This is a genomic window from Tistrella mobilis, assembly GCF_041468085.1.
GTDB classification, from domain to species: domain Bacteria; phylum Pseudomonadota; class Alphaproteobacteria; order Tistrellales; family Tistrellaceae; genus Tistrella; species Tistrella mobilis_A.
In genome coordinates, this window is sequence record NZ_CP121017.1 from 2,996,558 (window position 1) to 3,016,960 (window position 20,403).

Annotated in this window: 20 protein-coding genes; 8 read left to right on the forward strand and 12 right to left on the reverse strand. The window is 70.4% G+C overall.

From position 1 onward, the window contains the following. Positions 1 to 14 precede the first annotated feature (14 nt). Positions 15 to 1,775: an AMP-binding protein gene (locus tag P7L68_RS19305; RefSeq protein WP_372000824.1), complete on the reverse strand. Its 1,761-nt coding sequence runs from the start codon at positions 1,773 to 1,775 to the stop codon at positions 15 to 17. Positions 1,776 to 1,826: 51 nt separating this feature from the next. Next, complete coding sequence (locus P7L68_RS19310) at positions 1,827 to 2,729, reverse strand: crotonase/enoyl-CoA hydratase family protein (protein ID WP_372000826.1); 903 nt, start codon at positions 2,727 to 2,729, stop codon at positions 1,827 to 1,829. Between the two features lie 178 nt (positions 2,730 to 2,907). Between P7L68_RS19310 and P7L68_RS19315 the strand changes: the two genes are divergently transcribed. Continuing rightward, on the forward strand, positions 2,908 to 3,534 hold the full coding sequence (locus P7L68_RS19315) for a TetR/AcrR family transcriptional regulator (protein ID WP_372000828.1): 627 nt from the start codon (positions 2,908 to 2,910) through the stop codon (positions 3,532 to 3,534). Positions 3,535 to 3,547: 13 nt separating this feature from the next. On the opposite strand, the gene P7L68_RS19320 is transcribed toward P7L68_RS19315, so the two are convergent. Continuing rightward, positions 3,548 to 3,979 carry an OsmC family protein gene (locus P7L68_RS19320; protein WP_372000830.1) on the reverse strand — a complete coding sequence of 144 codons (432 nt, stop codon included), beginning with the start codon at positions 3,977 to 3,979 and terminating at the stop codon, positions 3,548 to 3,550. Between the two features lie 151 nt (positions 3,980 to 4,130). On the opposite strand from P7L68_RS19320, the gene P7L68_RS19325 reads away from it, so the two are divergent. The 5 genes from P7L68_RS19325 to P7L68_RS19345 all read left to right on the forward strand — a co-directional run bounded on the left by P7L68_RS19325 (position 4,131) and on the right by P7L68_RS19345 (position 9,103). Continuing rightward, entirely contained in the window at positions 4,131 to 4,463 is a 333-nt protein-coding gene (locus P7L68_RS19325) for an antibiotic biosynthesis monooxygenase (protein WP_372000832.1), read from the forward strand. Further along, positions 4,453 to 5,202: a sulfite exporter TauE/SafE family protein gene (locus P7L68_RS19330; protein ID WP_372000834.1), complete on the forward strand. Its 750-nt coding sequence runs from the start codon at positions 4,453 to 4,455 to the stop codon at positions 5,200 to 5,202. The genes P7L68_RS19325 and P7L68_RS19330 overlap by 11 nt, the downstream gene beginning before the upstream one ends. 72 nt (positions 5,203 to 5,274) lie before the next feature. Continuing rightward, positions 5,275 to 5,985, forward strand: a complete 711-nt coding sequence (locus P7L68_RS19335) for an ArsR/SmtB family transcription factor (RefSeq protein ID WP_372000836.1) — start codon at positions 5,275 to 5,277, stop codon at positions 5,983 to 5,985. A gap of 1 nt (position 5,986) precedes the next feature. Continuing rightward, positions 5,987 to 8,713, forward strand: coding sequence for a DUF4135 domain-containing protein (locus tag P7L68_RS19340; protein WP_372000837.1), 2,727 nt, complete (start codon positions 5,987 to 5,989; stop codon positions 8,711 to 8,713). 108 nt (positions 8,714 to 8,821) lie between these two features. After that, positions 8,822 to 9,103, forward strand: coding sequence for a Nif11-like leader peptide family natural product precursor (locus P7L68_RS19345; RefSeq protein ID WP_372000839.1), 282 nt, complete (start codon positions 8,822 to 8,824; stop codon positions 9,101 to 9,103). A gap of 15 nt (positions 9,104 to 9,118) precedes the next feature. Here the strand turns inward: P7L68_RS19345 and P7L68_RS19350 are convergent, their stop codons facing one another. The 6 genes from P7L68_RS19350 to pcaC all read right to left on the reverse strand — a co-directional run bounded on the left by P7L68_RS19350 (position 9,119) and on the right by pcaC (position 14,984). After that, positions 9,119 to 10,756 carry a Na+/H+ antiporter gene (locus P7L68_RS19350; protein ID WP_372000840.1) on the reverse strand — a complete coding sequence of 546 codons (1,638 nt, stop codon included), beginning with the start codon at positions 10,754 to 10,756 and terminating at the stop codon, positions 9,119 to 9,121. Between the two features lie 140 nt (positions 10,757 to 10,896). Further along, a complete protein-coding gene (gene pobA / locus P7L68_RS19355) occupies positions 10,897 to 12,081 on the reverse strand; it encodes a 4-hydroxybenzoate 3-monooxygenase (RefSeq protein WP_372000841.1) in 1,185 nt (394 codons plus the stop codon). After that, a complete protein-coding gene (locus P7L68_RS19360; RefSeq protein WP_372000843.1) occupies positions 12,074 to 13,288 on the reverse strand; it encodes a lyase family protein in 1,215 nt (404 codons plus the stop codon). Before P7L68_RS19360 ends, pobA begins: the two co-directional genes overlap by 8 nt. Beyond that, complete coding sequence (gene pcaG / locus P7L68_RS19365; protein WP_372000845.1) at positions 13,281 to 13,865, reverse strand: protocatechuate 3,4-dioxygenase subunit alpha; 585 nt, start codon at positions 13,863 to 13,865, stop codon at positions 13,281 to 13,283. Before pcaG ends, P7L68_RS19360 begins: the two co-directional genes overlap by 8 nt. 4 nt (positions 13,866 to 13,869) lie before the next feature. Next, on the reverse strand, positions 13,870 to 14,574 hold the full coding sequence (gene pcaH, locus P7L68_RS19370) for a protocatechuate 3,4-dioxygenase subunit beta (RefSeq protein ID WP_372000847.1): 705 nt from the start codon (positions 14,572 to 14,574) through the stop codon (positions 13,870 to 13,872). Then, positions 14,571 to 14,984: a 4-carboxymuconolactone decarboxylase gene (gene pcaC / locus P7L68_RS19375; RefSeq protein WP_372000848.1), complete on the reverse strand. Its 414-nt coding sequence runs from the start codon at positions 14,982 to 14,984 to the stop codon at positions 14,571 to 14,573. Before pcaC ends, pcaH begins: the two co-directional genes overlap by 4 nt. An 82-nt stretch (positions 14,985 to 15,066) precedes the next feature. Here pcaC and pcaQ point away from each other — a divergent pair, with 82 nt between their 5' ends. After that, complete coding sequence (pcaQ, locus tag P7L68_RS19380; protein ID WP_372000849.1) at positions 15,067 to 16,053, forward strand: pca operon transcription factor PcaQ; 987 nt, start codon at positions 15,067 to 15,069, stop codon at positions 16,051 to 16,053. On the opposite strand, the gene P7L68_RS19385 is transcribed toward pcaQ, so the two are convergent. The 3 genes from P7L68_RS19385 to P7L68_RS19395 are packed head-to-tail and all read right to left on the reverse strand — an operon-like array spanning position 16,019 to position 18,943. After that, positions 16,019 to 17,356, reverse strand: coding sequence for a TRAP transporter large permease (locus P7L68_RS19385; protein WP_372000851.1), 1,338 nt, complete (start codon positions 17,354 to 17,356; stop codon positions 16,019 to 16,021). The genes pcaQ and P7L68_RS19385 overlap by 35 nt on opposite strands. Positions 17,357 to 17,360: 4 nt before the next feature. Further along, positions 17,361 to 17,906: a TRAP transporter small permease gene (locus tag P7L68_RS19390; protein ID WP_372000852.1), complete on the reverse strand. Its 546-nt coding sequence runs from the start codon at positions 17,904 to 17,906 to the stop codon at positions 17,361 to 17,363. A 5-nt stretch (positions 17,907 to 17,911) separates the two neighbouring features. Beyond that, positions 17,912 to 18,943: a TRAP transporter substrate-binding protein gene (locus P7L68_RS19395; protein ID WP_372000853.1), complete on the reverse strand. Its 1,032-nt coding sequence runs from the start codon at positions 18,941 to 18,943 to the stop codon at positions 17,912 to 17,914. Positions 18,944 to 19,217: 274 nt separating this feature from the next. Between P7L68_RS19395 and P7L68_RS19400 the strand changes: the two genes are divergently transcribed. Continuing rightward, positions 19,218 to 20,390, forward strand: coding sequence for a hypothetical protein (locus P7L68_RS19400; protein ID WP_372000855.1), 1,173 nt, complete (start codon positions 19,218 to 19,220; stop codon positions 20,388 to 20,390). The last annotated feature ends 13 nt before the right edge of the window (positions 20,391 to 20,403 follow it).

Here is a 20,403-nt window from a genome sequence, read left to right on the forward strand (position 1 = left end):
GACGTGCGATGCCGTCACCCGTCGGCAAGGCTGAGGCCAAGGCGCGCAAGCACACCGGCCACTTCCGCCCTGCCCGCCCCGTCAAGGCCGCCCGGCATCTCGACCGCCACCCGCCGGGCCGCGGGATCGGTGCAACGCAGCTCTGCCCCGGGTGCGATATCGGCAAGTGCCGCCCGCACCCGATGCAGGGTTGCCTCCTGCCGCAGACGGAAGCGGGCGATCTTGCCGAGCGGCGTCAGCGGCAGATCGGGCACCACGAAGACATGGCGGGGCCGGGCCGGCGGTTCGGCGATGGCCGCCGCCACGAAGGCTGCGACCTCTTCGGCCCGGCAATCCGCACCGGCGCGCGGCATGACATAGAGCACCGGCAGTTCGCCCGCATAATCGTCCGGCATCGCCACCGCCGCCGCCTGGGCAACCGCCGGATGGCGATGCGCCACCTCTTCGATCAGGACCGGATCGATGTTGTGACCGCTGCGGATGATCACATCCTTGGCCCGGCCGGTGATGCGCAGTTCGCCCGAGGGCAGCAGCTCGCCCAGATCGCCCGAGGCGAACCAGCCGTCGACCGGCACCCCCTCGATACCGGCCTCGGTCAGATAGCCCTGAAAGACATTCGGGCCGGCGACACGGATCTCGCCGCCTTCGGCCACGGCCACCCGGATCAGCGGCACCGGCGGGCCGACGGCATGGTCGTGGAAACGGCCGTCGACCGGCTGCACCGCGACGATGCCGCCGGTCTCGGTCATGCCGTAGAGCTGAGAGACCGGCCGGCCGCTCGCCGCTTCTACCCGCTTCGCCAGTTCGGGGGCGAGTGGCGAGCCGCCGGTCAGAAGCCCGCGAAGCGTGGCGAGGGTCGCCCCTCTGCGCGGCACATCCACGATCGCGGCCAGGATGGTGGGCACGCTGCCGATCACGCTGCTCCGGGTCTCGTCGACGATCTCCCAGAAGCGGCCGACCACGGCCGGATTGCGCAGGCCGGTCGCGGTCGGGAAGATCACCGTGGCACCCTCCGACAGCGCCGCCAGCAGCACATCGACCAGCCCGCCGACATGAAACAACGGCAGCCCGGTCAATACCCGGTCCCCGGGCCCCATGCCGCTGCCGGCCGCCATCATCAGCGTCGCCGCCACCAGATTGCGGGCCGACAGCTGCGCCAGTTTGGGTGCGCCGGTGGTGCCGCCGGTATGGATGAAGGCGGCCACCCGGTCGGGATCCCCCGGCAGCACCGGCTCCCCCCCATCCCCCAGGGCCAGAAAAGCCGCCCAGCCGAGCGCATCGGTCGCCTCGGGCCCGACCGGCACCTCGACGACCTGTGTCACCCCGGGCGTTTCCGCCACGGCCGCCGCCACCCGGGACCGCACATCCAGGGCCGGATGCGGCCCCATGGTCACCACCACCCGCACCCGCGCCAGGGACAGCTGGGCGGCGATCGCCTCGGCCGACAGCAGCAGATTGACCGGAAAGGCGATGCCCGCGGTCGCGGCGGCCAGCACCGCCGTCACCGCCTGTGGCACGAAGGGCAGCAGGATCGCCACCCCGTCATCGGGGCCCACCCCCAGCGCGCGCAGGGCCGCAGCCGCCCTGTGGACATCCGCCAGCAGCCGGTCATAGGGCACCGCCACGGCCGGCCGGCCCGCGGCATCGGGCAGATATTCCAGCGCCGGATGCGTCGGCCGGGCCGCGGCGACCCGGTCCAGCAGCGCCAGAGGCGTGGGTGTGGCGTCGAGACGGGCAAGCAGCGCCGCCGCCCGCCGATCGGTATCCGGCATCATGGCCGTTTCCCCCTGTCGTCTTGTTTTTGCAGGATCGATGTCCGAACGGGCTCAGCCCTTGTGCCGGGCCTCCAGTTCCCGGATGGCCGCCCGGGCTTCCTCGCCCTCGGGGATCGGCCGGCCGCCGTCGCGCCACCCGACGGCCGCCTTGAAGCCCTCGGCCTGGGCATAACGCCGGAACCAGAGGCCTTCGGGGTTGTGGCGGGTGATGCCGTCGAACACCGTCGCCATCATCTGGCTCTGCTCCAGCCCCATGGTCAGCATCACCTGATTGACCACCATTTTGTGCATGGCCAGATGGCCGCGAGGCACGCCGGCGATGCGGTCCGCAAGTTTGCGGGTCGCCGCTTCCAGCTCCGCCGCCGGCACCGCCTCGTTGGCCAGCCCCCAGGCGGCAGCGGTGCGGCCGTCGATCACGTCGCCGGTGAACATCAGCTGCTTGGCGCGGGTCGGCCCCAGGCGGTAGGTCCACATCGCCGTGGTCGGGCAGCCCCAGACACGGGTCGGCATGTAACCGATGCGGGCATCCTCGGCCATCACCAGCAGGTCGCAGCAGAGCGCGATGTCGCTGCCGCCGGCCACCGCCGCGCCATGAACCTTGGCGATGGTCGGCTTGGAACAGCGCCAGAGGCTCATGAAGTCCTCGGTGTTCCGCTTCATGCAGGCATAGTCGACCATCGGATCCCAGGGATAGCTCTCCTGCTGGCAGGGGTGTTCCACCACCTGCTCCGCCGTATCGGCCAGGTCATAGCCGCCGCAGAAACCCTTCCCCGCGCCCTCGACCACGATCACATGGACCTGATCATTGGCCTCGGCCCAGGCGACCGCGTCGCGGATGTCGCGGGGGGTCTGGTCGGTGATGGCGTTCAGCCGCTCGGGGCGGTTCAGCAGCAGCCGTGCAATGCGGGGCGATGCGGGATCCTGGTCGATCCGCAGGGTGGCGAAATCGGGCATGGGAAGCTCCGGTCGGGGGTTGCAGGTTCAACAGTCAACATTGACTGTATGACCCGATCCCGCCGACCGTCAATCCTGACTGTCAAAGGGCCGACGCCCGCCACCGGTTGCAATCTGCCGCCGGGCGTGTTTGCAATCGCCGGCACCTTGGCCCAGATCCTCGGGGAGACGCCGTCAGATGACCGATGCCTCTGCTGTCCGGCCCTCGATCCGCGACCGGCAGCGCGACCAGACCCGGCAGCGCCTGCTCGATGCCGCCGTCACCTCGTTGATCGAGTGCGGCGTCGCCCGGACCACGACGCTGGAGGTGCAGCGCCGCGCCGGTGCCAGCCGCGGCGCGCTGCTGCATCATTTCCCGAGCCATGCCGCCCTGCTCTCGGCCACGATCGGAGAACTGGTCCGGCGGAACGACGCAGCCGTCTCGCGCGCAGTGGCGCATCACGAACCGGGCACGAGCCCGGTTGCGCGCGCAATCCGCAGCCTGGTGGAGATGAGCAGTCAGCCGGCCTTCATGGCCGAACTGGAATTGTGGGCCGCCGCCCGCACAGACCCCGATCTTCAGGCCGCAATCCGAGCCGCCGAGCGCGATGCCCGCAGCGATCGCGAGCGGGTGGTCTCGGCCCTGTTCGCGCCGGTCGCCGACCGGCCGAATTATGCCGTGGTGGTGGAGATGACCATCCAGTTCCTGCGCGGTCTGGCGGTCTCGCGCCAGATCTCGCGACGGTCCGAGGCCGAGCGCGATCTGGTCGCCCGCTGGATCTGGGCGGCGGAGACCCTGCTCTCGGCCCCGCCGCCCGAAGGCTGAGTGCGCCGCCGCCTCAGGTGGCGAGCATCGCATCCAGCGTGATCTTCGCCTTCAGCACTTTCGAAACCGGGCAGCCGGCCTTGGCCCTGGCGGCCAGTTCCTCGAACTTCACCTGATCGGCGCCCGGCACCCTGGCAGTCAGCGACAGATGAACCGCCGTGATCTCGAAGCCGTCGGTGACCTTTTCCAGGGTCACCTTCGCCTCGGTCTTCATTTCCTCGGCGGTCAACCCCGCCTCGCCCAGGATCAGCGACAATGCCATGGTGAAGCAGCCGGCATGGGTTGCCGCCAGCAGCTCTTCCGGATTGGTACCGGCCTTGTCGTCGAACCGGGCTGCGAAGCCGTAAGGATAGGCGTTCAACGCGCCGCTCTCGGTGGTGAGCGCGCCCTTGCCGTCCTTGATGCCGCCCGACCAGGCGGCCGATCCACGTCGCACGATCTTCATCTCGATGACCTTCCGTCAGAGTCTGATCAGACGGTGCAACCGGCATCCCCGGCCGGTGGTTCCCTCTTCATTTCGGCCGCGGCCGAAACATCGGGGCAGAAGGGCGGGCTAGGATCGCGTATCGCATCCCCCTTCAGGAGCCTCTGCCCCGATGATCCTCGTCGTCTTCGAAGCCGTTCCTACGGAAATCGGCCGTCAGACCTATCTCGAACACGCAGCCATGCTCAGCCCGCGCCTCGACGGGGTCGAAGGGTTCGTCTCGGTCGAGCGCTATGAAAACCTCGCCCGCCCCGGCCATCTGCTGTCGCTGTCCACCTGGCAGGACATGGCCTCGGTCGATGCCTGGCGGCGCGATGGCGCCCATCGCATGGCCCAGGCGGTCGGCCGCTCCGGCGTCTTCGCCGACTACCGCCTTCGGGTCGCGACCACGCTGCGTGACTATGGCCCGACCCGCCGTGCAGAGGCCCCCGCCGATGCTCTCTGAAACCGATCCCGCCCTGGTGCTTGCCGTCGCAGGCGCTTTCCTGCTCGCGGGCACCGTCAAGGGGGTGGTCGGCTTCGGCATGCCGACCGTGTCGCTGGCGGTGCTCGCCGGCATCACCGGCCTGCCCGAGGCCATGGCCCTGCTGCTGGTGCCCTCCTTCGTCACCAATCTTCAGCAGGCGCTGACCGGCGGCCATCTGAAGCCGCTGCTTCGCCGGCTCTGGTCGCTGCTGCTGGTCTCGATCCCCAGCATCTGGGCGGGCGTGGCGATCCTGGCCGACACCGATCCCGACCGGCTCGCCCGGCTGCTCGGGGCCGTGGTGATGATCTATGGGGCGGCCGGCCTCGCCGGCCTCTCCTTCCGCGCCCCGCCCCGGGCAGAGCCGTGGATCTCGCCGCTCATCGGCGCGGTGAACGGCCTGCTCACCGGGCTCACCGGGTCCTTCGTGGTGCCGGGCGTCGCCTGGCTGCAGGCGCTGGGGCTGGATCGCAACGCCCTGGTCCAGGCCATGGGCCTGCTGTTCGCGGTCTCGACCGCAGCGCTGGGCCTTGCCCTGGGTGGCCGGTCGCTGCTCACCCCCGAACTCGGCCTCGCCTCGGCACTGGCGGTGATCCCCGCAATCGCCGGCATGGTGCTGGGGGCCAGGCTCCGCCGCCGCCTGCCCGAACGCCATTTCCGCCGGGTGTTCTTCGGCGCGCTGATCCTGCTGGGATTGCGCCTGCTGGCCGGGGGCGGGTGACAGGCTTGGCATCCGGCCCAAGCCTGCGCATCATCGCCGGATGCGGCACCGCTCAGACAGGAGCCATCACCGATGACGCCGAACATCGCCTCCGGACAGCTGGTCGCCGAAATCGCCGCCGTGATCGGCGACGTCGCCCGCGCCAACATCCTGACCGCGCTGATGGACGGCCGGGCGCTGACCGCGGGCGAGCTTGCCGCCCATGCCGGCGTCACCCCCCAGACCACCAGCGGCCATCTGGCCAGGCTTGCCGAGGCCGGGCTGATCGCGGGGGAGCGCCAGGGCCGGCATCGCTATGTCAGGCTGGCCTCGCCCGCCGTCGCCGAGGCGATCGAGGCCCTGATGGCGGTGGCCGCGGCCGGCCCGGTGCGCCATCGCCCGGTCGGGCCGCGCGATCTGGCGCTGCGTGCCGCCCGCAGCTGCTACGACCACATGGCCGGCAAGCTGGGCGTGGGTCTGGCCGAGGCGCTGGAGGCCCGGGGTCTGGTTGCGGTCGCCGACGGATCGGGGGCCGTCACCGCCCGCGGCAGGGACTTCTTCCACGATCACGGCATCGCGATCGACGGCGGCCGCGGCAGCCGGCCGCTCTGCCGCACCTGCCTGGACTGGAGCGAGCGCCGCCATCATCTGGCCGGCCGTCTGGGGGCCGCCCTGTTCACCCATGCCCTGGGCCAGGGCTGGGTGCGCCGGGCCGAGGCCAACCGCACACTGACGGTCACCCCGCCCGGCCGGCTTGCCTTCAACCGGGTGTTCGGGGTCGATGATGCCATGCTGGTGCCCTGAGGTGACGACACGCCCCTTCGACGACCTGTTCCGCCCGCTTGCCCGAACCGCGGCCTCGGCCCTGGAGACGCTGCCGGGCGTGACCGAAGGCTGGCACGCAGCGGCGGTCGGCGGCCTTGCCGATCATCTGGCCGAACGCTTCGCCGCCGTCGCGGCACCGCTGGTCTTCCAGGCCTTCGAGGCCCGCCGCCCACCCCTGCCGGCTGCGGCGCTGCTGCTCGACCGGGCGCCCGCCGGCACCTCCTCGGACGCCCATGACGCCTTCATCGCCGACATGATCGACGGCGGCTGGCAAGAGCTGTGCGCCCGGCACCGGGTGATGGCCGATCGCCTGGACCGGATCGCCGCCGACGGCCGGGCGGCGGCGGCCGATCTGCTTCGCGCCTTTGCCGCCGATCGCGACCGGCTGGCCCGCTTCGCCGGGCCTGCCCCCGACATCGCCGCCATCGCTTTCGGCCTGTCCGATCCGCATGGTCATGGCCGCGGCGTGGCGCGGGTCGACCTCGCCACCGGCCGGAGCCTTGCCTTCAAGCCGCGCAGCCTGACGCCCGAAGCCGGGTTCTTCGCCCTGCTCGGCTGGATCGAGGAACGCATGACCGCCGCCCAGCGCCGCCGCCTGCCGCCGCAGCGCCGCCCGGTGGTGATCGATCGCGGCAGCCATGGCTGGATGGGCTGGGTGGAGCGGACCCCCTGTGCCGACCTCGCGGAGGTGGAAGCCTTCCACCGCCGCCTTGGCGGGCTGGCCGCAGCGCTCGACCTGTCGGGCGCCAACGACATCCATTCCGACAATCTGATCGCGGCCGGCGCCGCACCGGTGGTGGTCGATCTCGAATGCCTGTTCGGCCTGCCCGCGGCTTCGCCCGCCCTCGACCGGCTGGAAGATGCGCCCGCCCTGCTCACCACCGGGCTGCTGCCCTTTCTGGTGCCGCTGCCGGGCGGGCTCTGGCGCAATATGGGCTGCCTTGGCCCGGTGCTGCCGGCGGCGACCGTGCCCGAGAACGGCTGGCGCCATATCGGCACCGACTGGATCCGCCGCGCGACGGTGGCGGTGCCGGTAGAGGACCCCTGCCGCGCCGTGCTCGACGGGCAGGAAGTCGATGTCACGCCCTGGCTGGCGGCGCTGGTCGACGGCCATGCCGCGGCGATGGAGGTGTTGATCGCCCATCGCGAAGCGCTGACCGCGGCAGGCGGCCCGCTCGCCTTCACCGGCACGCTCTGCCGCCATGTCGCCCTGCCGACCGAAAGCTATCGCCGCCTGCTGGTGCGCCTGGCCGAACCGGACCTGGCCGACGACCCGGAGGCGCCGGCCGTCCAGGCCGCACGCATTGCCCGCCGGCCGCCGCAGCCGGGTATCGGTGCCGGCCTCTGGCCCGGCCTGCTGGCGGCAGAGGCGCAGGCGCTCGCCCGTCTGGACGTGCCCGCTTTCCGCTTCGATCCCGCCGACGGACGCCTTTTCGAAGCCGATGGCCGCCCGATCGGCCGGCTCGACCAACCGCCACAGGCCCGCATCATTGCCCGTGCCCGCGGCCTGTCTGATCTCGACCGGCTGCGCATGGGCGGCATGATCGGGCAGGTGCTGGCGCCGGCCCGGGTGGCCGCCACCGACTACGAAACGCTGGCGGCGCATCTGGCCGCCACCGCCCTGCCCCGCCGCGATGGCGGCATCGACTGGATCCGTCCCCTGGAACGCCCGCCCATCGCCTGGCGACCTGCCGGTCACGGCCTCTATCACGGCGCGGTCGGCATCGCGCTCACCCTCGCCCAGGCCGGCCGTCTGGCGGGGCGTACCGACTGGCTGGATGCCGCGCGTGCAGCCCTTCTGCCACTTCACCATTTCATCGCCGATCCCGGGGCCGACAATGCGCTGGCCGCCTTCAGCCCCGGCTATGCCGACGGGCTGGGCGGCATGATCGCAGGCCTGGTCTGGGCGGCGGAACTGCTCGACGATCCGGCCTGGCTCGACGACGCGGCCCGCCTGGCCCGCACCGCCGATCCCGACGTCGCCGCATCCCTGCCGTTCGACCTGCATGACGGCCTTGCCGGGCTGGTCGTCGCCCTTGCCTTTCTGCAGACACGCGCGCCCTCTGCCGCACTGGCCCGACAGATGACGCACCAGGCCGACCGCCTCATCGCCATGGCCACCACCGATGGCGAGGCCCTGATCTGGCAGCCGGCGCGCGGCGCGGCACTGGCCGGCCTTGCCCATGGCCAGTCGGGCATGGCCGTGGCGCTGGCCGCGGCCGGTGTCGCGGCCGGCAGGCCCGCCTTGCTCGACGCTGCCCGCCGGGCGCTGGTGGCAGAGGACCGGCTGTTCGATGCGGGTGTCGCCAACTGGCCCTCGCCCGACCGGCGTCAGCGCCCGGCCACCGCCTGGTGTCATGGGGCCGCCGGCATCGCGCTCGCCCGGCAGGTGCTGCTCACCCTGGCGCCCGAGGTCTTCGCCGACCGGCGCACGGAGCTGGACACGGCCCTCGCCACGACCGCCGGCGACAGGCCGTCGGGCGCGGGCGACCTCTGCTGCGGGGATGCGGGCCGCCGGATCATCCTCATCCGCGCCGGTCAGGCGGTTCCCCAGCCTCTGTGCAGCCCGCCCGTGCTCTGGAGCGATCGGCCACCGCTGGCCTGGCCGGACCCCTGCCTGTTCAAGGGCCTGGCCGGCCTTTGCCATGCGGACGCCCTCACCCGCGGCCAGCCCGCAATGCCCTGCTTCCTGCTGCCGTTCAGCTGACCGATGGCCGATACACGGCCGTCGACATCTGCCCCTGGCGCATATGGCCGGAAGCGGCGACAGGCGCTAGCGTCGGAGCCGGAACCGCCACAAACCGGGACAACCGCCATGAGCCAGGATTTCGACAAGCTGAAGGACATCATCCAGTCCAACCCCGACCTGCTGAGCGAGGGTGGCGATATCGGCGCCGCCGCGCACCGGCTGGAAGACATTGCCCGCGCGAACGGGCTCGATCTCGACGCCGCGGAAATCGAGCGCCAGTTCCAGGCCCGCGCCGCCGATGGCCGCCCGGATGACGAACTCGACGATCAGGCGCTGGACCAGGTCGCGGGCGCCGGCTCGCCCTGGTGCATGTTCACCAATGGCTGCTACTGCTTCTTCACCAAATAAGCCGGCCCCCGGCGTCTATGCCAGATAGCGGGCCTCCATCAGGTCGATCTCGCGCACCAGCCGGCGCGCCAGGTCGTCGTCGATCTCGCGGGCCCGGGCGATGCGGAAGATCTCCGCCCGCTCGGCCCTCAGCCCCGCCAGCCGCAGCCGGCGTTCGATCTCGTCGGTGCGGCGGAACAGATCCGCCGTGGTCGCATCCGGGCTGTCGGCATCCAGCCGGCGGCGGTACAGCTCCATCACCCGGGCCGCCACGGCGGCATGCAGATCGGCATCGGTACGCCCGGCCGACATCTCGTGCTGGGCGCGCTCCACCGCCAGGATCGCCGCCCGCGCCGCCGCCGCCCGGATGCGGTCGGCCGCGCGGTCAGGTTCCGCCAGCACATCCGGCGCCAGCCCCCTCAGCACCCGCGGCAGGCCGATCGCCGCTGCGATCAGCGAGGCCAGGATCACCCCCGCCGCCAGGAAGATGGCAAGATCACGCGCCGGAAAGGCGGTTTTGTGATTCAGCATCAACGGCAGGGTCAGGATGCCGGCAAGGGTGATCGCTCCGCGCACGCCCGCCAGCGTCATTGCCCCCACCAGCCGATGGATGGTGCCGCGCGACAGCGGCGCCCCCTCGTGCCGGCGCAGCAGGGTCACGCGCAGCGAGACATAGACCCAGAGCCAGCGCAGCGCCGCAAGCCCGGCCGTAATCGCCAGCACATAGACCGCCAGCCACCAGGCCTCGTGATGGCCGGTCTCGCGCACTGCGGTGACGGCCCCCGACAGGATCGCCGGCAGCTGCTCGCCCATCAGCACGAAGATCACGCCGTTCACGGCAAACTGCACCGTGTCCCAGACGGCGTTGCGCCGCACCCGGGTGATCGCCTGAACCTGGCCGCGGATCTCGGCATGGGACATGGTGATGCCGGCGGCCACCGCCGCCAGGATCGGCGACACGCCCAGCCGGTCCGCCACCAGCCAGGCACCGAAGGGGATCAGCAGGCTGATCAGCACCTCGATACCCGGTTCCTCGCCGGCATGGCGGCTGATCCGGCCCTTGACCCAGGTGGCCCCCAGCGTGATCAGCACGCCGGTGGCAAGCCCGCCCAGCGCCAGCTGTGCAAAGGTCAGCAGGGCATCCGGCATCGAGAAGCTGCCGGTCAGCAGCGCCGCCACCGCGAAGCGCAGGCAGACCAGGCCCGAGGCGTCGTTGAGCAGGGATTCGCCTTCCAGCACATGCATCACCCGTGCCGGCAGCGGGCTGCGGGCGGCGATGGCCGTGACCGCGATCGGATCGGTGGGCGAGAGCACGGCGGCCAGCGCAAAGGCCACCTCCAACGGCATGGTCGGGATCATCCAGTGGATGAAGAAACCCATGCCGAGCACGGTGAACACCACCAGCCCGAGCGCCAGTTGCAGGATCGCCCCGTAATCGCGGAACAGCCCCGGCTTCGGAATCCGCCAGCCGTCCAGAAACAGCAACGGCGGCAGGAACAGCAGAAAGAACACCTCGGGCGAGAGCACGATGCCGAGATCGGCCACCGCGGCAATACCGGCACCAAGGGCAATCTGCACCAGCGGCAGCGGCACGGGAACCGGCAACAGTCTGACCAGGAATCCGCTCGCCACCACCGCCAGCAGCATCACCAGCACCAGGGTGATCAGTCCCATGGCCGTCCCACTCCCCGTCCGCAGGCCAGGAGATCGGCCTGATGCGCGAACGATAGCGGAGCCGGGCCCGGCTGCGGCAGATGCAGCTCGGCATGGCTGCCGCGCCCGGGCCGCATGGCAGGGCGGAACCGGGAAGAGGGTCAGAACGGCAGGCCGACATAATTCTCGGCAAGCGTGGTGAGGGCGGCTTCCGACGACAGCAGGTATTCAAGTTCCGCCCGCCGCAGGCCGGCATCGAAGGTAGAGGCCGCGGGACCGAAATCATGCAGCATCGCGGTCATCCACCACGAGAAGCGCTGCGCCTTCCACACCCGCGCCAGGGCCCGGGCCGAATAGCCATCCAGCGCCGCCTCGCCGCCGCCCCCGTACCAGTCGACCAGGGCACGGGTCAGGTAGTGCACGTCGCCCGCCGCCAGGTTCAATCCCTTGGCACCGGTCGGCGGCACGATATGGGCGGCATCGCCGGCCAGGAACAGCCTGCCATGGCGCAGCGGTTCGGCCACGAAGCTGCGCATCGGCGTGACCCCCTTCTCCAGCACCCGCCCCTCGGTCAGCCGCGCGCCATCCTCGTCCCCCAGCCTGGCGCGCAGTTCCGCCCAGATCCGCGCATCCGGCCAGGTGGCAGGGTCGGTTTCGGGCGCGCATTGCACGTAATGCCGCACGATGCTGGGCGAGCGCATGCTGTAGAGCGCGAAGCCGCGGGCATGGCGGGCATAGATCAGTTCGTCCATCACCGGCGGCGCCTCGGCCAGGATGCCCAGCCAGGCGAAGGGATAGACCCGCTCATGCGTGGTCAGCGCATCCCCGGGCAGGCATTGGCGCGCGACACCGTGAAAGCCGTCGCAGCCGGCGATCACGTCGCAGTCCAGCCGCCGGCTCCGGCCTTCGGCATCGCGCCAGGTGACGAAAGGTGCCGGGCCGTCGAAGCCCTGCGGCATCACCTCTTCCGCCTCGAAATGCAGGGCGCCGGGAACATCCAGCCGGGCGCGGATCAGGTCCTTCACCACCTCGGTCTGGCCATAGACCGTCACATGGCGCCCGCCGGCACGGCCGGCCAGATCGACATGCACCCGCCGGCCGTCCAGCGAGATATGGATGCCGCCATGTACCAGCCCTTCCCGGTGCAGCCTGTCTGCGACACCGGCCTCCTGCAGCAGATCCACCGTGCCCTGTTCCAGCACGCCGGCCCGGATCCGGCCCTCGCAATAGGCCCGGCTCCGCCGTTCCAGGATCACCGAGGCGATACCGTGGGTCTGGAGCAGCTGGCCCAGCAGCAGCCCCGCCGGCCCGGCACCGATGATCGCAACCTGGGTGCGTTCACGCATCCTCCCCCTCCCCCGAAAGCCTGCCGCCCGAAACCCCGCCGTCTGAAGACGCCGCATCGGCGATCACCCGGTCGATGAACCGGTCGGCCGACCCACGATCTCCGCCATCTCCCGCCCGCGCCTGTATCGCGGCCGGATCGATCTCCAGATCGTCCAGCAGCCCCGCGGCATGGTTCAGCGCGGCCGCGGTTGTCACCGCCATGGCCGGCCAGCTCTGCCACTCCACCGTCCAGGCGGCGCCGTCGCGTTCCTCGCCATGGATCAGCGCGCCGTGCAGCACCCCCAGCCGGCCCGAGACTTCGCGTGCCGCCGCAACCAGCAGCTCCGCCCGCACCGGGTTGCGCTTGTGCGGCATGGCCGAAGAGCCGCCAGCGCCGCCGAGCCGCACCTCTGCGATCTCGCTCCGCGCCATGATCAGCAGATCGGCGCCGATCTTGCCCAGCGCCCCCGCCAGCAGCGACAGCCAGCTTCCCAGCTCCGCCACGCCGTCGCGCTGGGCATGGCCCGGCATCGGTGGCAGGGCAAGGCCCAGCCGGGCGGCGAATGCCGCCTCCAGCCGTGCTCCCGCCTCGGGATCGAGGCCCGAAAGACTGCCCACCGGCCCGCCCAGGGTCGCCACCAGCAGCCGGGGTTTCAGTTCTTCCAGACGCCGGCGATGGCGGATCAGCGGCGCCAGCCAACCGGCGATCCTCAGGCCCAGCGGCAGGGGCACGGCGATCTGCCCCCGCGTCCGCCCGGCCATCATCGTCGCCCGATGCCCGTCCGCCAGCCCGGCAAGCCGCGCAACCAGCCGGGCCAGCCGCCGGTCGATCACCGCCAGGGCCAGGGCGGCCTGGCGCATCATCGCACTGTCCAGGATATCCTGGCTGGTCGCCCCCAGATGGACGAAGCCGGCCGCATCCTCTGTCACCGCCTGCCGCAGGCTCTGCACCAGCGCCGGGACCGGCACGCCGTCCCGTGCCGTGGCCGCCGCCAGCCTGGCCGGATCGATGTCGAGCCCACGGGCTGCACCGGCGATCCGCCCGGCCGCCGCCGCGGGGATCAGCCCGGCCGCAGCCCCCGCCTCGGCCAGCACCGCCTCCACCTCCAGCATCGCGCCGATCAGCGCCCGGTCCGACAGCAGGGCCGCCACCTCGCCGTCCGACCACAGTCCGCCGAACAGCACGGAGCCCGTAAAGAGCCCGACATCTGCATCGTGCTCAGACATCGAAGAACACCGTCTCGCCATCGCCCTGCATGCGGATGTCGAAGCCGTAGGCAGGCAGGCCCGGGACCGCCAGCCGCCGTGCCACGAGCGTTTCCCGCCGCGCCTCCGGCACCAGGGCCAGCACGGGATCGGCCGCCAGCGCCGCGATGTCCTCGGGGAAATAGATCCGGGTGAAGGCGTGGCTCAGCAGCCCGCGCATGAACAGGATCACCGACAGATGCGGTGCGCCGCCCTCGCCCGCGGCCACGCCCGGCCGCACGGTCTCGAACCGGAAGCGCCGCTCGGGATCGATGCCGGTGCCGCAGCGGCCGAAGCCCCGGAAGCCGGGCGTGTCCGGCCCCGCCACCCGGCCCGCGGCATCGCATTGCCAGATCTCGATCAGGGCATCCTCGATCGCCGCCCCGGCGCCATCCAGCACCCGGCCGGTGATCACGATCCGCTCGCCCGGGCAGGTTTCGTCGGCGATCACCGCATCGGCGATCTGGCCGCCCTTGTAGCCGTACTGGCGTGCCGTCAGCCCATAGGCGAAGAACGGCCCCACGGTCTGCGACGGCGTCTGGATCAGGCTGTTGCGCATCGCCTCAATCCTCCATCGGCGTGGCCATCGCGCCCCGCAGCACGATGTCGAACACATAGCCCAGGGCGAATTCCGGCTGCGTGACGCCGATATCGAATCGCGCCACCAGCCGGTCCCGCGCCCCGGCATCGGCGGTCGCCTGGAAGATCGGGTCCAGCGCCAGCAGCGGGTCGCCCGGGAAATACATCTGGGTCACCAGCCGGCTGGCGAAGCTGCGCCCGAACAGCGACAGATGGATGTGGTTGGGCCGCCAGGCATTGGCATGGTTGCGCCAGGGATAGGCGCCGGGCTTGACCGTCGTGAAGACATAGCGGCCTTCGCCATCGGTCACCACCCGGCCGGCCCCGGTGAAATTCGGGTCGAGCGGCGCATCATGGGCATCGGCCGCATGGACATAGCGCCCGGCGGCATTGGCCTGCCAGATCTCGATCAGCGTCTCCGGCACCGGCCGGCCGGCGTCGTCCAGCACCCGGCCGGTCACCACGATCCGCTCACCCAGCGGCTCGCCATTGACGCGGCCGTTGCGGGTCAGATCATGGTCCAGCGGCCCGACCGCATCATGGCCGAAGACCGGGGCGGTCGCCTCCATCAGCCCGTGCGGGATCGGGATCAGCGGTTTCGACGGCGCCCGCAGCAGGGTCGATTTGTAATCGGGCGCCAGATAGGGCGGCTGGGCGGACCAGTCGCGGGGGGAAATCTTTCCGGTCACCTGTCCTGCCCTCCCTCTTCATCGGCGGAGGCCCCCGCCGTCATCTCGGCCAGCACCCGTTTGGCGATGGCAAAGGCGGTGTTGGCCGCCGGAACCCCGGCATAGACCGCCACATGCAGCAGCGCCTCCTGCACATCCGCAGCACTGGCACCGGTATTGGCCGTGGCGCGGACATGCATCGCCATCTCGTCGTGATGGCCCAGCGCCGCCAGCAGGGTGATGGTCAGCATCGACCGCTCGCGCGGGGTCAGGTGCGGCCGGCTCCAGACATCGCCCCAGGCGCCGCGGGTGATGAAATCCTGAAACGGTGCGTCGAAAGCCGACATGTTGCGGCGGGCCCGGTCGACATGGGCATCGCCCAGCACCCGGCGGCGCATCGCCTCCCCCACGACGTCACGCGGATCGGACATGGCCGGTCTCCGTCATATGGCCCCGCATCTGCCCGGGCTCGTGTAGGATGATCGGGGGGTGCATGAAGGGAGAGGCGGGCACATGATCGACCGGCGCATCAAGTTCCGGCATCTGACATGTTTCCTGGAAGTGGCGCGGCTGCGCAGCGTGATGGCCGCCGCCGACAGCCTGGCGATCACCCAGCCGGCAGTCTCGAAGACGCTCCGCGAGCTGGAAGAGGTGCTGGACGCCCGGCTGTTCGACCGCGGCCGCCGCGGCCTGACCCTCACACCCTTCGGCCGCCTGTTCCTGAACCATGCCGGCACGGCGGTGACCGCCCTCAGTGACGGCGTGGATGCCATCGCCCGTGCCCGCACCGGCGGCGGCGGCGAGCTTCTGCGCATCGGCGCCCTGCCCACCGTCGCAGCCCAGGTGATGCCCACGGCGGTCCGGCGGTTCGGCGCCGGCGGGGCGCGGGCAACCGTGCGCGTCGTCGACGGGCCGAATACCCTGCTGCTGGCCCAGCTCAGGATCGGCGAACTCGATCTGGTCGTCGGGCGGCTGGCCGAACCGGAGGCGATGACCGGGCTCAGCTTCGAACATCTCTATTCCGAGCGGGTCACCTTCGCCGTCCGCCCCGGCCATCCGCTGCTCGACCACCCGGTCCCCGACCCGCGGGCGGTGGCCGCCTTCCCGCTGATCGTGCCGCCGCCCGGCTCGATCATCCGGCCGGTGGTGGACCGTTTTCTGATCGCGGCCGGCATCCGCCGGATCGACGGTGCGATCGAAACCGTCTCCGGCACCTTCGGCCGCAGCTATGTCCGGCAGTCGGATGCGGTCTGGATCATCTCGCGGGGTGTCGTCGCCCGCGACATCGTCGAGGGCCAGCTGCGCGAACTGCGTCTGGATACCGGCGACACCAGCGGGCCCGTCGGTCTCACCACCCGTGCCGACCAGCCGCCGACGCCGGTGCTGCGCCTGTTGATCGACGCGATCCGCGATGTGGCGGCGGATCTGCGGGCGGCGGATGCGGAAGAGGAACTGGTCCATCTGCTCAATACCCCAACAGTCGCGGCAGGGTCAGCGTGATCGCCGGCACGGCCACCAGCAGTGACACGCGGACGATCTCGGCGGCAAAGAACGGCATCACGCCACGGAAGGTCTCACGCATCGGCACGTCGCGGGCCAGGCCGTTGATGATGAAGACATTGAGCCCGACCGGCGGCGTGATCAGCCCCAGCTCAACCACCACCAGGGCGATGATGCCGAACCAGACCTTCTGATCCTCGGGCGTGAGGCCGAAATCGAGCCCCGCCACCACCGGCCACAGGAACGGAATGGCAAGCAGGATCATGCTCAGGGAATCCATCAGGCAGCCGAGCAGGATCAGCAGAGCCAGGATCGCGACCAGGATCAGATAGGGGTCGAGCGTACTCTCCCGCACCAGGGCCGCCCCGGCCTGCGGCAGGCCCGACCGGGCAAGGAAGATCTGCAGCAGGGCCGCGCCGAACAGGATCAGGTAGATCATGGCGGTGGACAGCGCCGTCTCCAGCACGGCGGCTTTGAGCCCGCCGATGCCGAGGCCGCCCCGCCCGCTGAGCCGCAGGCCGATCCCGTAGAGCCCGACCAGCAATGCCCCCACCGCGGCGGCCGGTGTGGGGTTGAACAGGCCGATATAGATGCCCCCGATCACCACCCCGAAAACCACGAGCACCGGCGCCAGACGCAGGGTCAGCCGCAGCTTCTCGGGCCAGGCCACCGGTGCCGCAGGCGGTCCCAGTTCCGGCTTCAGCAGCACCTGGATGCGGATGACCGCAAGAAAGAAGGCCACCGCGATCAGCCCGGGCACCAGAGCGGCGCCGAACATGGTGACGATATTGCTTTCCACCGTCACCGCATAGATCACCAGCACCACCGAGGGCGGGATCAGGATGCCGAGCGTGCCGCCGGCCGCCAGCGTGCCGGTCGCAAGGGCCGGGGCATAGCCCAGCCGGCGGAGTTCCGGCAGCGCCACCTGACCCATGGTCGATGCCGTGGCAAGCGACGAGCCGCAGACCGCGCCGAACCCGGCGCAGGCACCGATCGCCGCCATGGCGACCCCGCCGCGCATCCGGCCGATCCAGGCATTGACGCCGGCGAACAGGTCACCCGACAGGCCCGAGCGGCCGGCGAACTGGCCCATCAGGATGAAGAACGGCACCACGCTGAGGTCGTAGAGCGAGAACTGGTCGAAGGCGAGGGTCTGCAACTGCCGAAGCAGGATGGTTTCTCCCGACAGCACCACCGTGCCGCCGGCGCCGACCAGCGCCATGGCCAGCGCGATCGGCACCCTGAGGGCGATCATCACGAACATGATGACCATGCCGGCAATGCCGGTCTCGATCGGGCCCATAGGATCAATGCCCTCCCGCGCCGCCGGCCGTGACGCCATCACCGTCGATCCCGCCCGCAGGCCGCCCGCCCGCCGCCATCCAGGCCGCCACCACGGCCCAGAGCAGCAGCGACGTCAGGATCGGCGGGAAGGCCCACCAGACCGGAATCTGCAGGATCGGCGTCACTTCAGGGTAATCGGTGGCGTAATAGCCAAGAAAGCCCAGGCTCATCCGCCAGAGCAGCAGCAGCGCGAAGCCGGCCATCAGAACATCCACCACCCGGTCGAGCCCGCGCTGCACCCCGGGCCGCAGGGCCTGAATGAACAGGTCCACCGAGACATGGGCACGCATCAGCTGGGCGAAGGGCAGGAAGGCGAAGACGGCGATCGCGCAGCCCAGCTGGGTCAGTTCGAAATCCCCGGTGATCGGCCGGCGGATGGCGAGGTCGAGCACGATGCTCGTTCCCGTCACCGCCATCACCGCGACCAGAACCACCCCGCCGGCCAGCGCCCAGAGGCGGGCTGCCCGTTCCGGCAGCGGACGCCCTCGCGCGCGTCTCTCACCCGCCATGCATCTCACTCGCCATGCGCGGCGACGCGCTCGCGCGCCCGGGCGACCAGGGCGGCAGCGTCGATGCCCTTCGAGGCGACATCCTCGATCCAGCGGGCCTCGACCGGCGCCAGCGCGGTGCGGAAGGCCGCGAGTTCGTCAGGCGTCAGCTTCGCAATGGTGGTGCCGCGATCGGTATAGGCCTTGCGCCCGACATCTTCCGCCGCCAGCCAGGCCTTGCCGATCTCCCGGGCGAAATCCGCGCCGGAATTGCGGTCGATCACCGCCTTCAGATCCTCGGGCAGGCCGTCATACTTCGCCTTGTTCATGGCGAAAATGAACACCGCCGTCCCGAAGCGCTCGCCATTGGCACCCTCGCCGGGGCCGCGGGTCAGCTGGTCGAGCTTCAGCGACGGCACCACCTCGAACGGCACCATCACTCCGTCGATGACCCGTTTGGAAATCGCCGCCGGCACGTCCGGCACCGGCATGCCGATCGGCGACCCGCCCAGCGCTTCCACCACCCAGCCGCCGACCCGGCCGGGAATGCGGATCTTCTTGCCCTGAACATCGGCGGGGCTGCGCACCGGGGCATCGACCATGTTCAGGGTCTGGCCGGCATGGACATGGACCAGCAGCGGCTTGACGGTCTTGAACTCGTCGGCAAAGTCGGTCGCCAGCATGTCGCGGATCGCAAGATTGGTCGCAACCGGATCGTTCAGATGCACGAAGGGCAGCTCGAAGACTTCAAGCTTCGGGAAACGGCCGGGGGTATAGCCCGCCACCGTCCAGACGATGTCGGCGATACCGTCCTCGGCCTGCTGGAACAGCTGGTTGGGCTTGCCGCCCAGCGACATCGACGGATAGATCTCGACCGAGATCCGGCCGCCGGAGTCCTCTTCCACCCGCTTCGCCCAGGGCTCGATCAGCCGGGTCTGGGCCGGGGCCATCTGATTCAGGAAATGGTGAACGGTCAGTTTCACCTGGTCGGCCGCCATCGCCGATGCCGAGATCAGCATCGCCGACGACGCCACAGCCAATCGCATGAAGATGCGCATCCGATATCCCCCCTGAACGTCGCATCGTCCGGCCCGGGGCCGGCTGCCGGGTGGTCCCGGCGCGATCATTGGGTTCACGATGGCAGCGACGGCCGGCGATTCAAAGTGAGGTTTGCCGCCCTTCACCATAACCATTCGGTTATATCAGCGCACAGTGTTACGGCAGTCTGTCGCGCGGCCATACGCGGCGAGGTGGAGACGAGGCCTGTACAACCGGTGCCTTCCGATCCACACTTCGCAGACGATGTCGACATCGCATGGCGGGGGAGGACGCATGACGAGCTGGGCCCTGATCCTGGTGCCGGGATACTACCGCAAGCCCAAGAACACGCTGCGCGACGTGCTGGTCGCGAACCTGACCCTGTCGGAAACCATGCCGATGACCGAGACCGCATCGGATACCGACAAGGCGACGCTCACGGTCATCCCTTCGGACACCACCGGCCTGCCCGCGACGCTCGACGTCTACGAGGCCTCATGGTCCGACCTGATCCCGACGCCGGCCGAAGAACGGCCGATCGGCCGCCTGTTCCAGGGGCTGTCGCTGCTGATCTACTGGCTCGGCTATCCGCGGATGTGGCTGGCGATCTTCCGCTATTCCTTCTATATCGCGGTCGGCTATCTCGCCTCCGCGGCCATGCTGGTGCTCTGGCTGATTTCGCTGATCTCGATCGTGGCGCAGGCAACCGGTGCCGATACCACCACCACTCCGGTCACGGCCGATGGCTCCGATGCCATGGTCTGGGTGGGACAGCATGTGCAGGCGGCAGCCGCCTGGCTGGTGGCGAAGCTGCCGCCGACCTGGGCGGCGACCCTGACCATCCTCATCCCTCTGCTGCCGGTCATGACCGTCGCCGACCTCGCCGCCTTCACCCGCGCCTATCTGCGCGATGCCGCAGCCGATGGCATCACCGGCCTGCGCGCCCGGTTGCGCATGCGCGTCCAGACCAGCCTCGCCAAGGCGCTCACCTCGGGCAGTTACGACCGGGTCATCATCGTCGGCCATTCTTTCGGCTCGCTCATCGTCACCGATCTGATCGCCGGCTGGTATCGGGCAGCCGACCTTGAAAAAATCTCGGTCGTCACGATCGGGTCGCCAGGTGCGGTTCTCGCCTTCCGCTCCGACTGGCTGGACCAGGAGATCGCCGCCGCCGTCGAACGCAGGCCGGGGTGTGGCTGGACCGATATCCATGCCGATCGCGACCTGCTCTCGGCCGGTCTGGTGCCTGTCGACAGCCCGGCCGTCGAAACCGGCGACATCACCCGCATCGTCGTCGACCTGCCCGGTGGCCTGATGGACCGGATCGACGGCACCATCCACTTCACCTATTTCCGCGATGAACGTGTGCTGCGCACCATCCTGGGACAAGGCGCGGCGCCGGGTGCCCCGGCACTTCCGGGCACCGCGGAAAAACCCGCCTTGCCCGCGCCCATGCCTGCGGCCTGAAACAGGCCCGCGC

Coding starts and splice junctions, on each gene's coding strand:
- P7L68_RS19305 (WP_372000824.1), bottom strand. CDS start 1,775: ATGATGCCGGATACCGATCGGCGGGCGGCGGCGCTGCTTGCCCGTCTC.
- P7L68_RS19325 (WP_372000832.1), top strand. CDS start 4,131: ATGATCCTCGTCGTCTTCGAAGCCGTTCCTACGGAAATCGGCCGTCAG.
- P7L68_RS19350 (WP_372000840.1), bottom strand. CDS start 10,756: ATGGGACTGATCACCCTGGTGCTGGTGATGCTGCTGGCGGTGGTGGCG.
- P7L68_RS19315 (WP_372000828.1), top strand. CDS start 2,908: ATGACCGATGCCTCTGCTGTCCGGCCCTCGATCCGCGACCGGCAGCGC.
- P7L68_RS19400 (WP_372000855.1), top strand. CDS start 19,218: ATGACGAGCTGGGCCCTGATCCTGGTGCCGGGATACTACCGCAAGCCC.
- P7L68_RS19330 (WP_372000834.1), top strand. CDS start 4,453: ATGCTCTCTGAAACCGATCCCGCCCTGGTGCTTGCCGTCGCAGGCGCT.
- P7L68_RS19335 (WP_372000836.1), top strand. CDS start 5,275: ATGACGCCGAACATCGCCTCCGGACAGCTGGTCGCCGAAATCGCCGCC.
- P7L68_RS19395 (WP_372000853.1), bottom strand. CDS start 18,943: ATGCGCATCTTCATGCGATTGGCTGTGGCGTCGTCGGCGATGCTGATC.
- P7L68_RS19385 (WP_372000851.1), bottom strand. CDS start 17,356: ATGGGCCCGATCGAGACCGGCATTGCCGGCATGGTCATCATGTTCGTG.
- P7L68_RS19320 (WP_372000830.1), bottom strand. CDS start 3,979: ATGAAGATCGTGCGACGTGGATCGGCCGCCTGGTCGGGCGGCATCAAG.
- pcaG (WP_372000845.1), bottom strand. CDS start 13,865: ATGCGCAACAGCCTGATCCAGACGCCGTCGCAGACCGTGGGGCCGTTC.
- pcaQ (WP_372000849.1), top strand. CDS start 15,067: ATGATCGACCGGCGCATCAAGTTCCGGCATCTGACATGTTTCCTGGAA.
- P7L68_RS19310 (WP_372000826.1), bottom strand. CDS start 2,729: ATGCCCGATTTCGCCACCCTGCGGATCGACCAGGATCCCGCATCGCCC.
- P7L68_RS19345 (WP_372000839.1), top strand. CDS start 8,822: ATGAGCCAGGATTTCGACAAGCTGAAGGACATCATCCAGTCCAACCCC.
- P7L68_RS19360 (WP_372000843.1), bottom strand. CDS start 13,288: ATGTCTGAGCACGATGCAGATGTCGGGCTCTTTACGGGCTCCGTGCTG.
- pobA (WP_372000841.1), bottom strand. CDS start 12,081: ATGCGTGAACGCACCCAGGTTGCGATCATCGGTGCCGGGCCGGCGGGG.
- P7L68_RS19390 (WP_372000852.1), bottom strand. CDS start 17,906: ATGGCGGGTGAGAGACGCGCGCGAGGGCGTCCGCTGCCGGAACGGGCA.
- pcaC (WP_372000848.1), bottom strand. CDS start 14,984: ATGTCCGATCCGCGTGACGTCGTGGGGGAGGCGATGCGCCGCCGGGTG.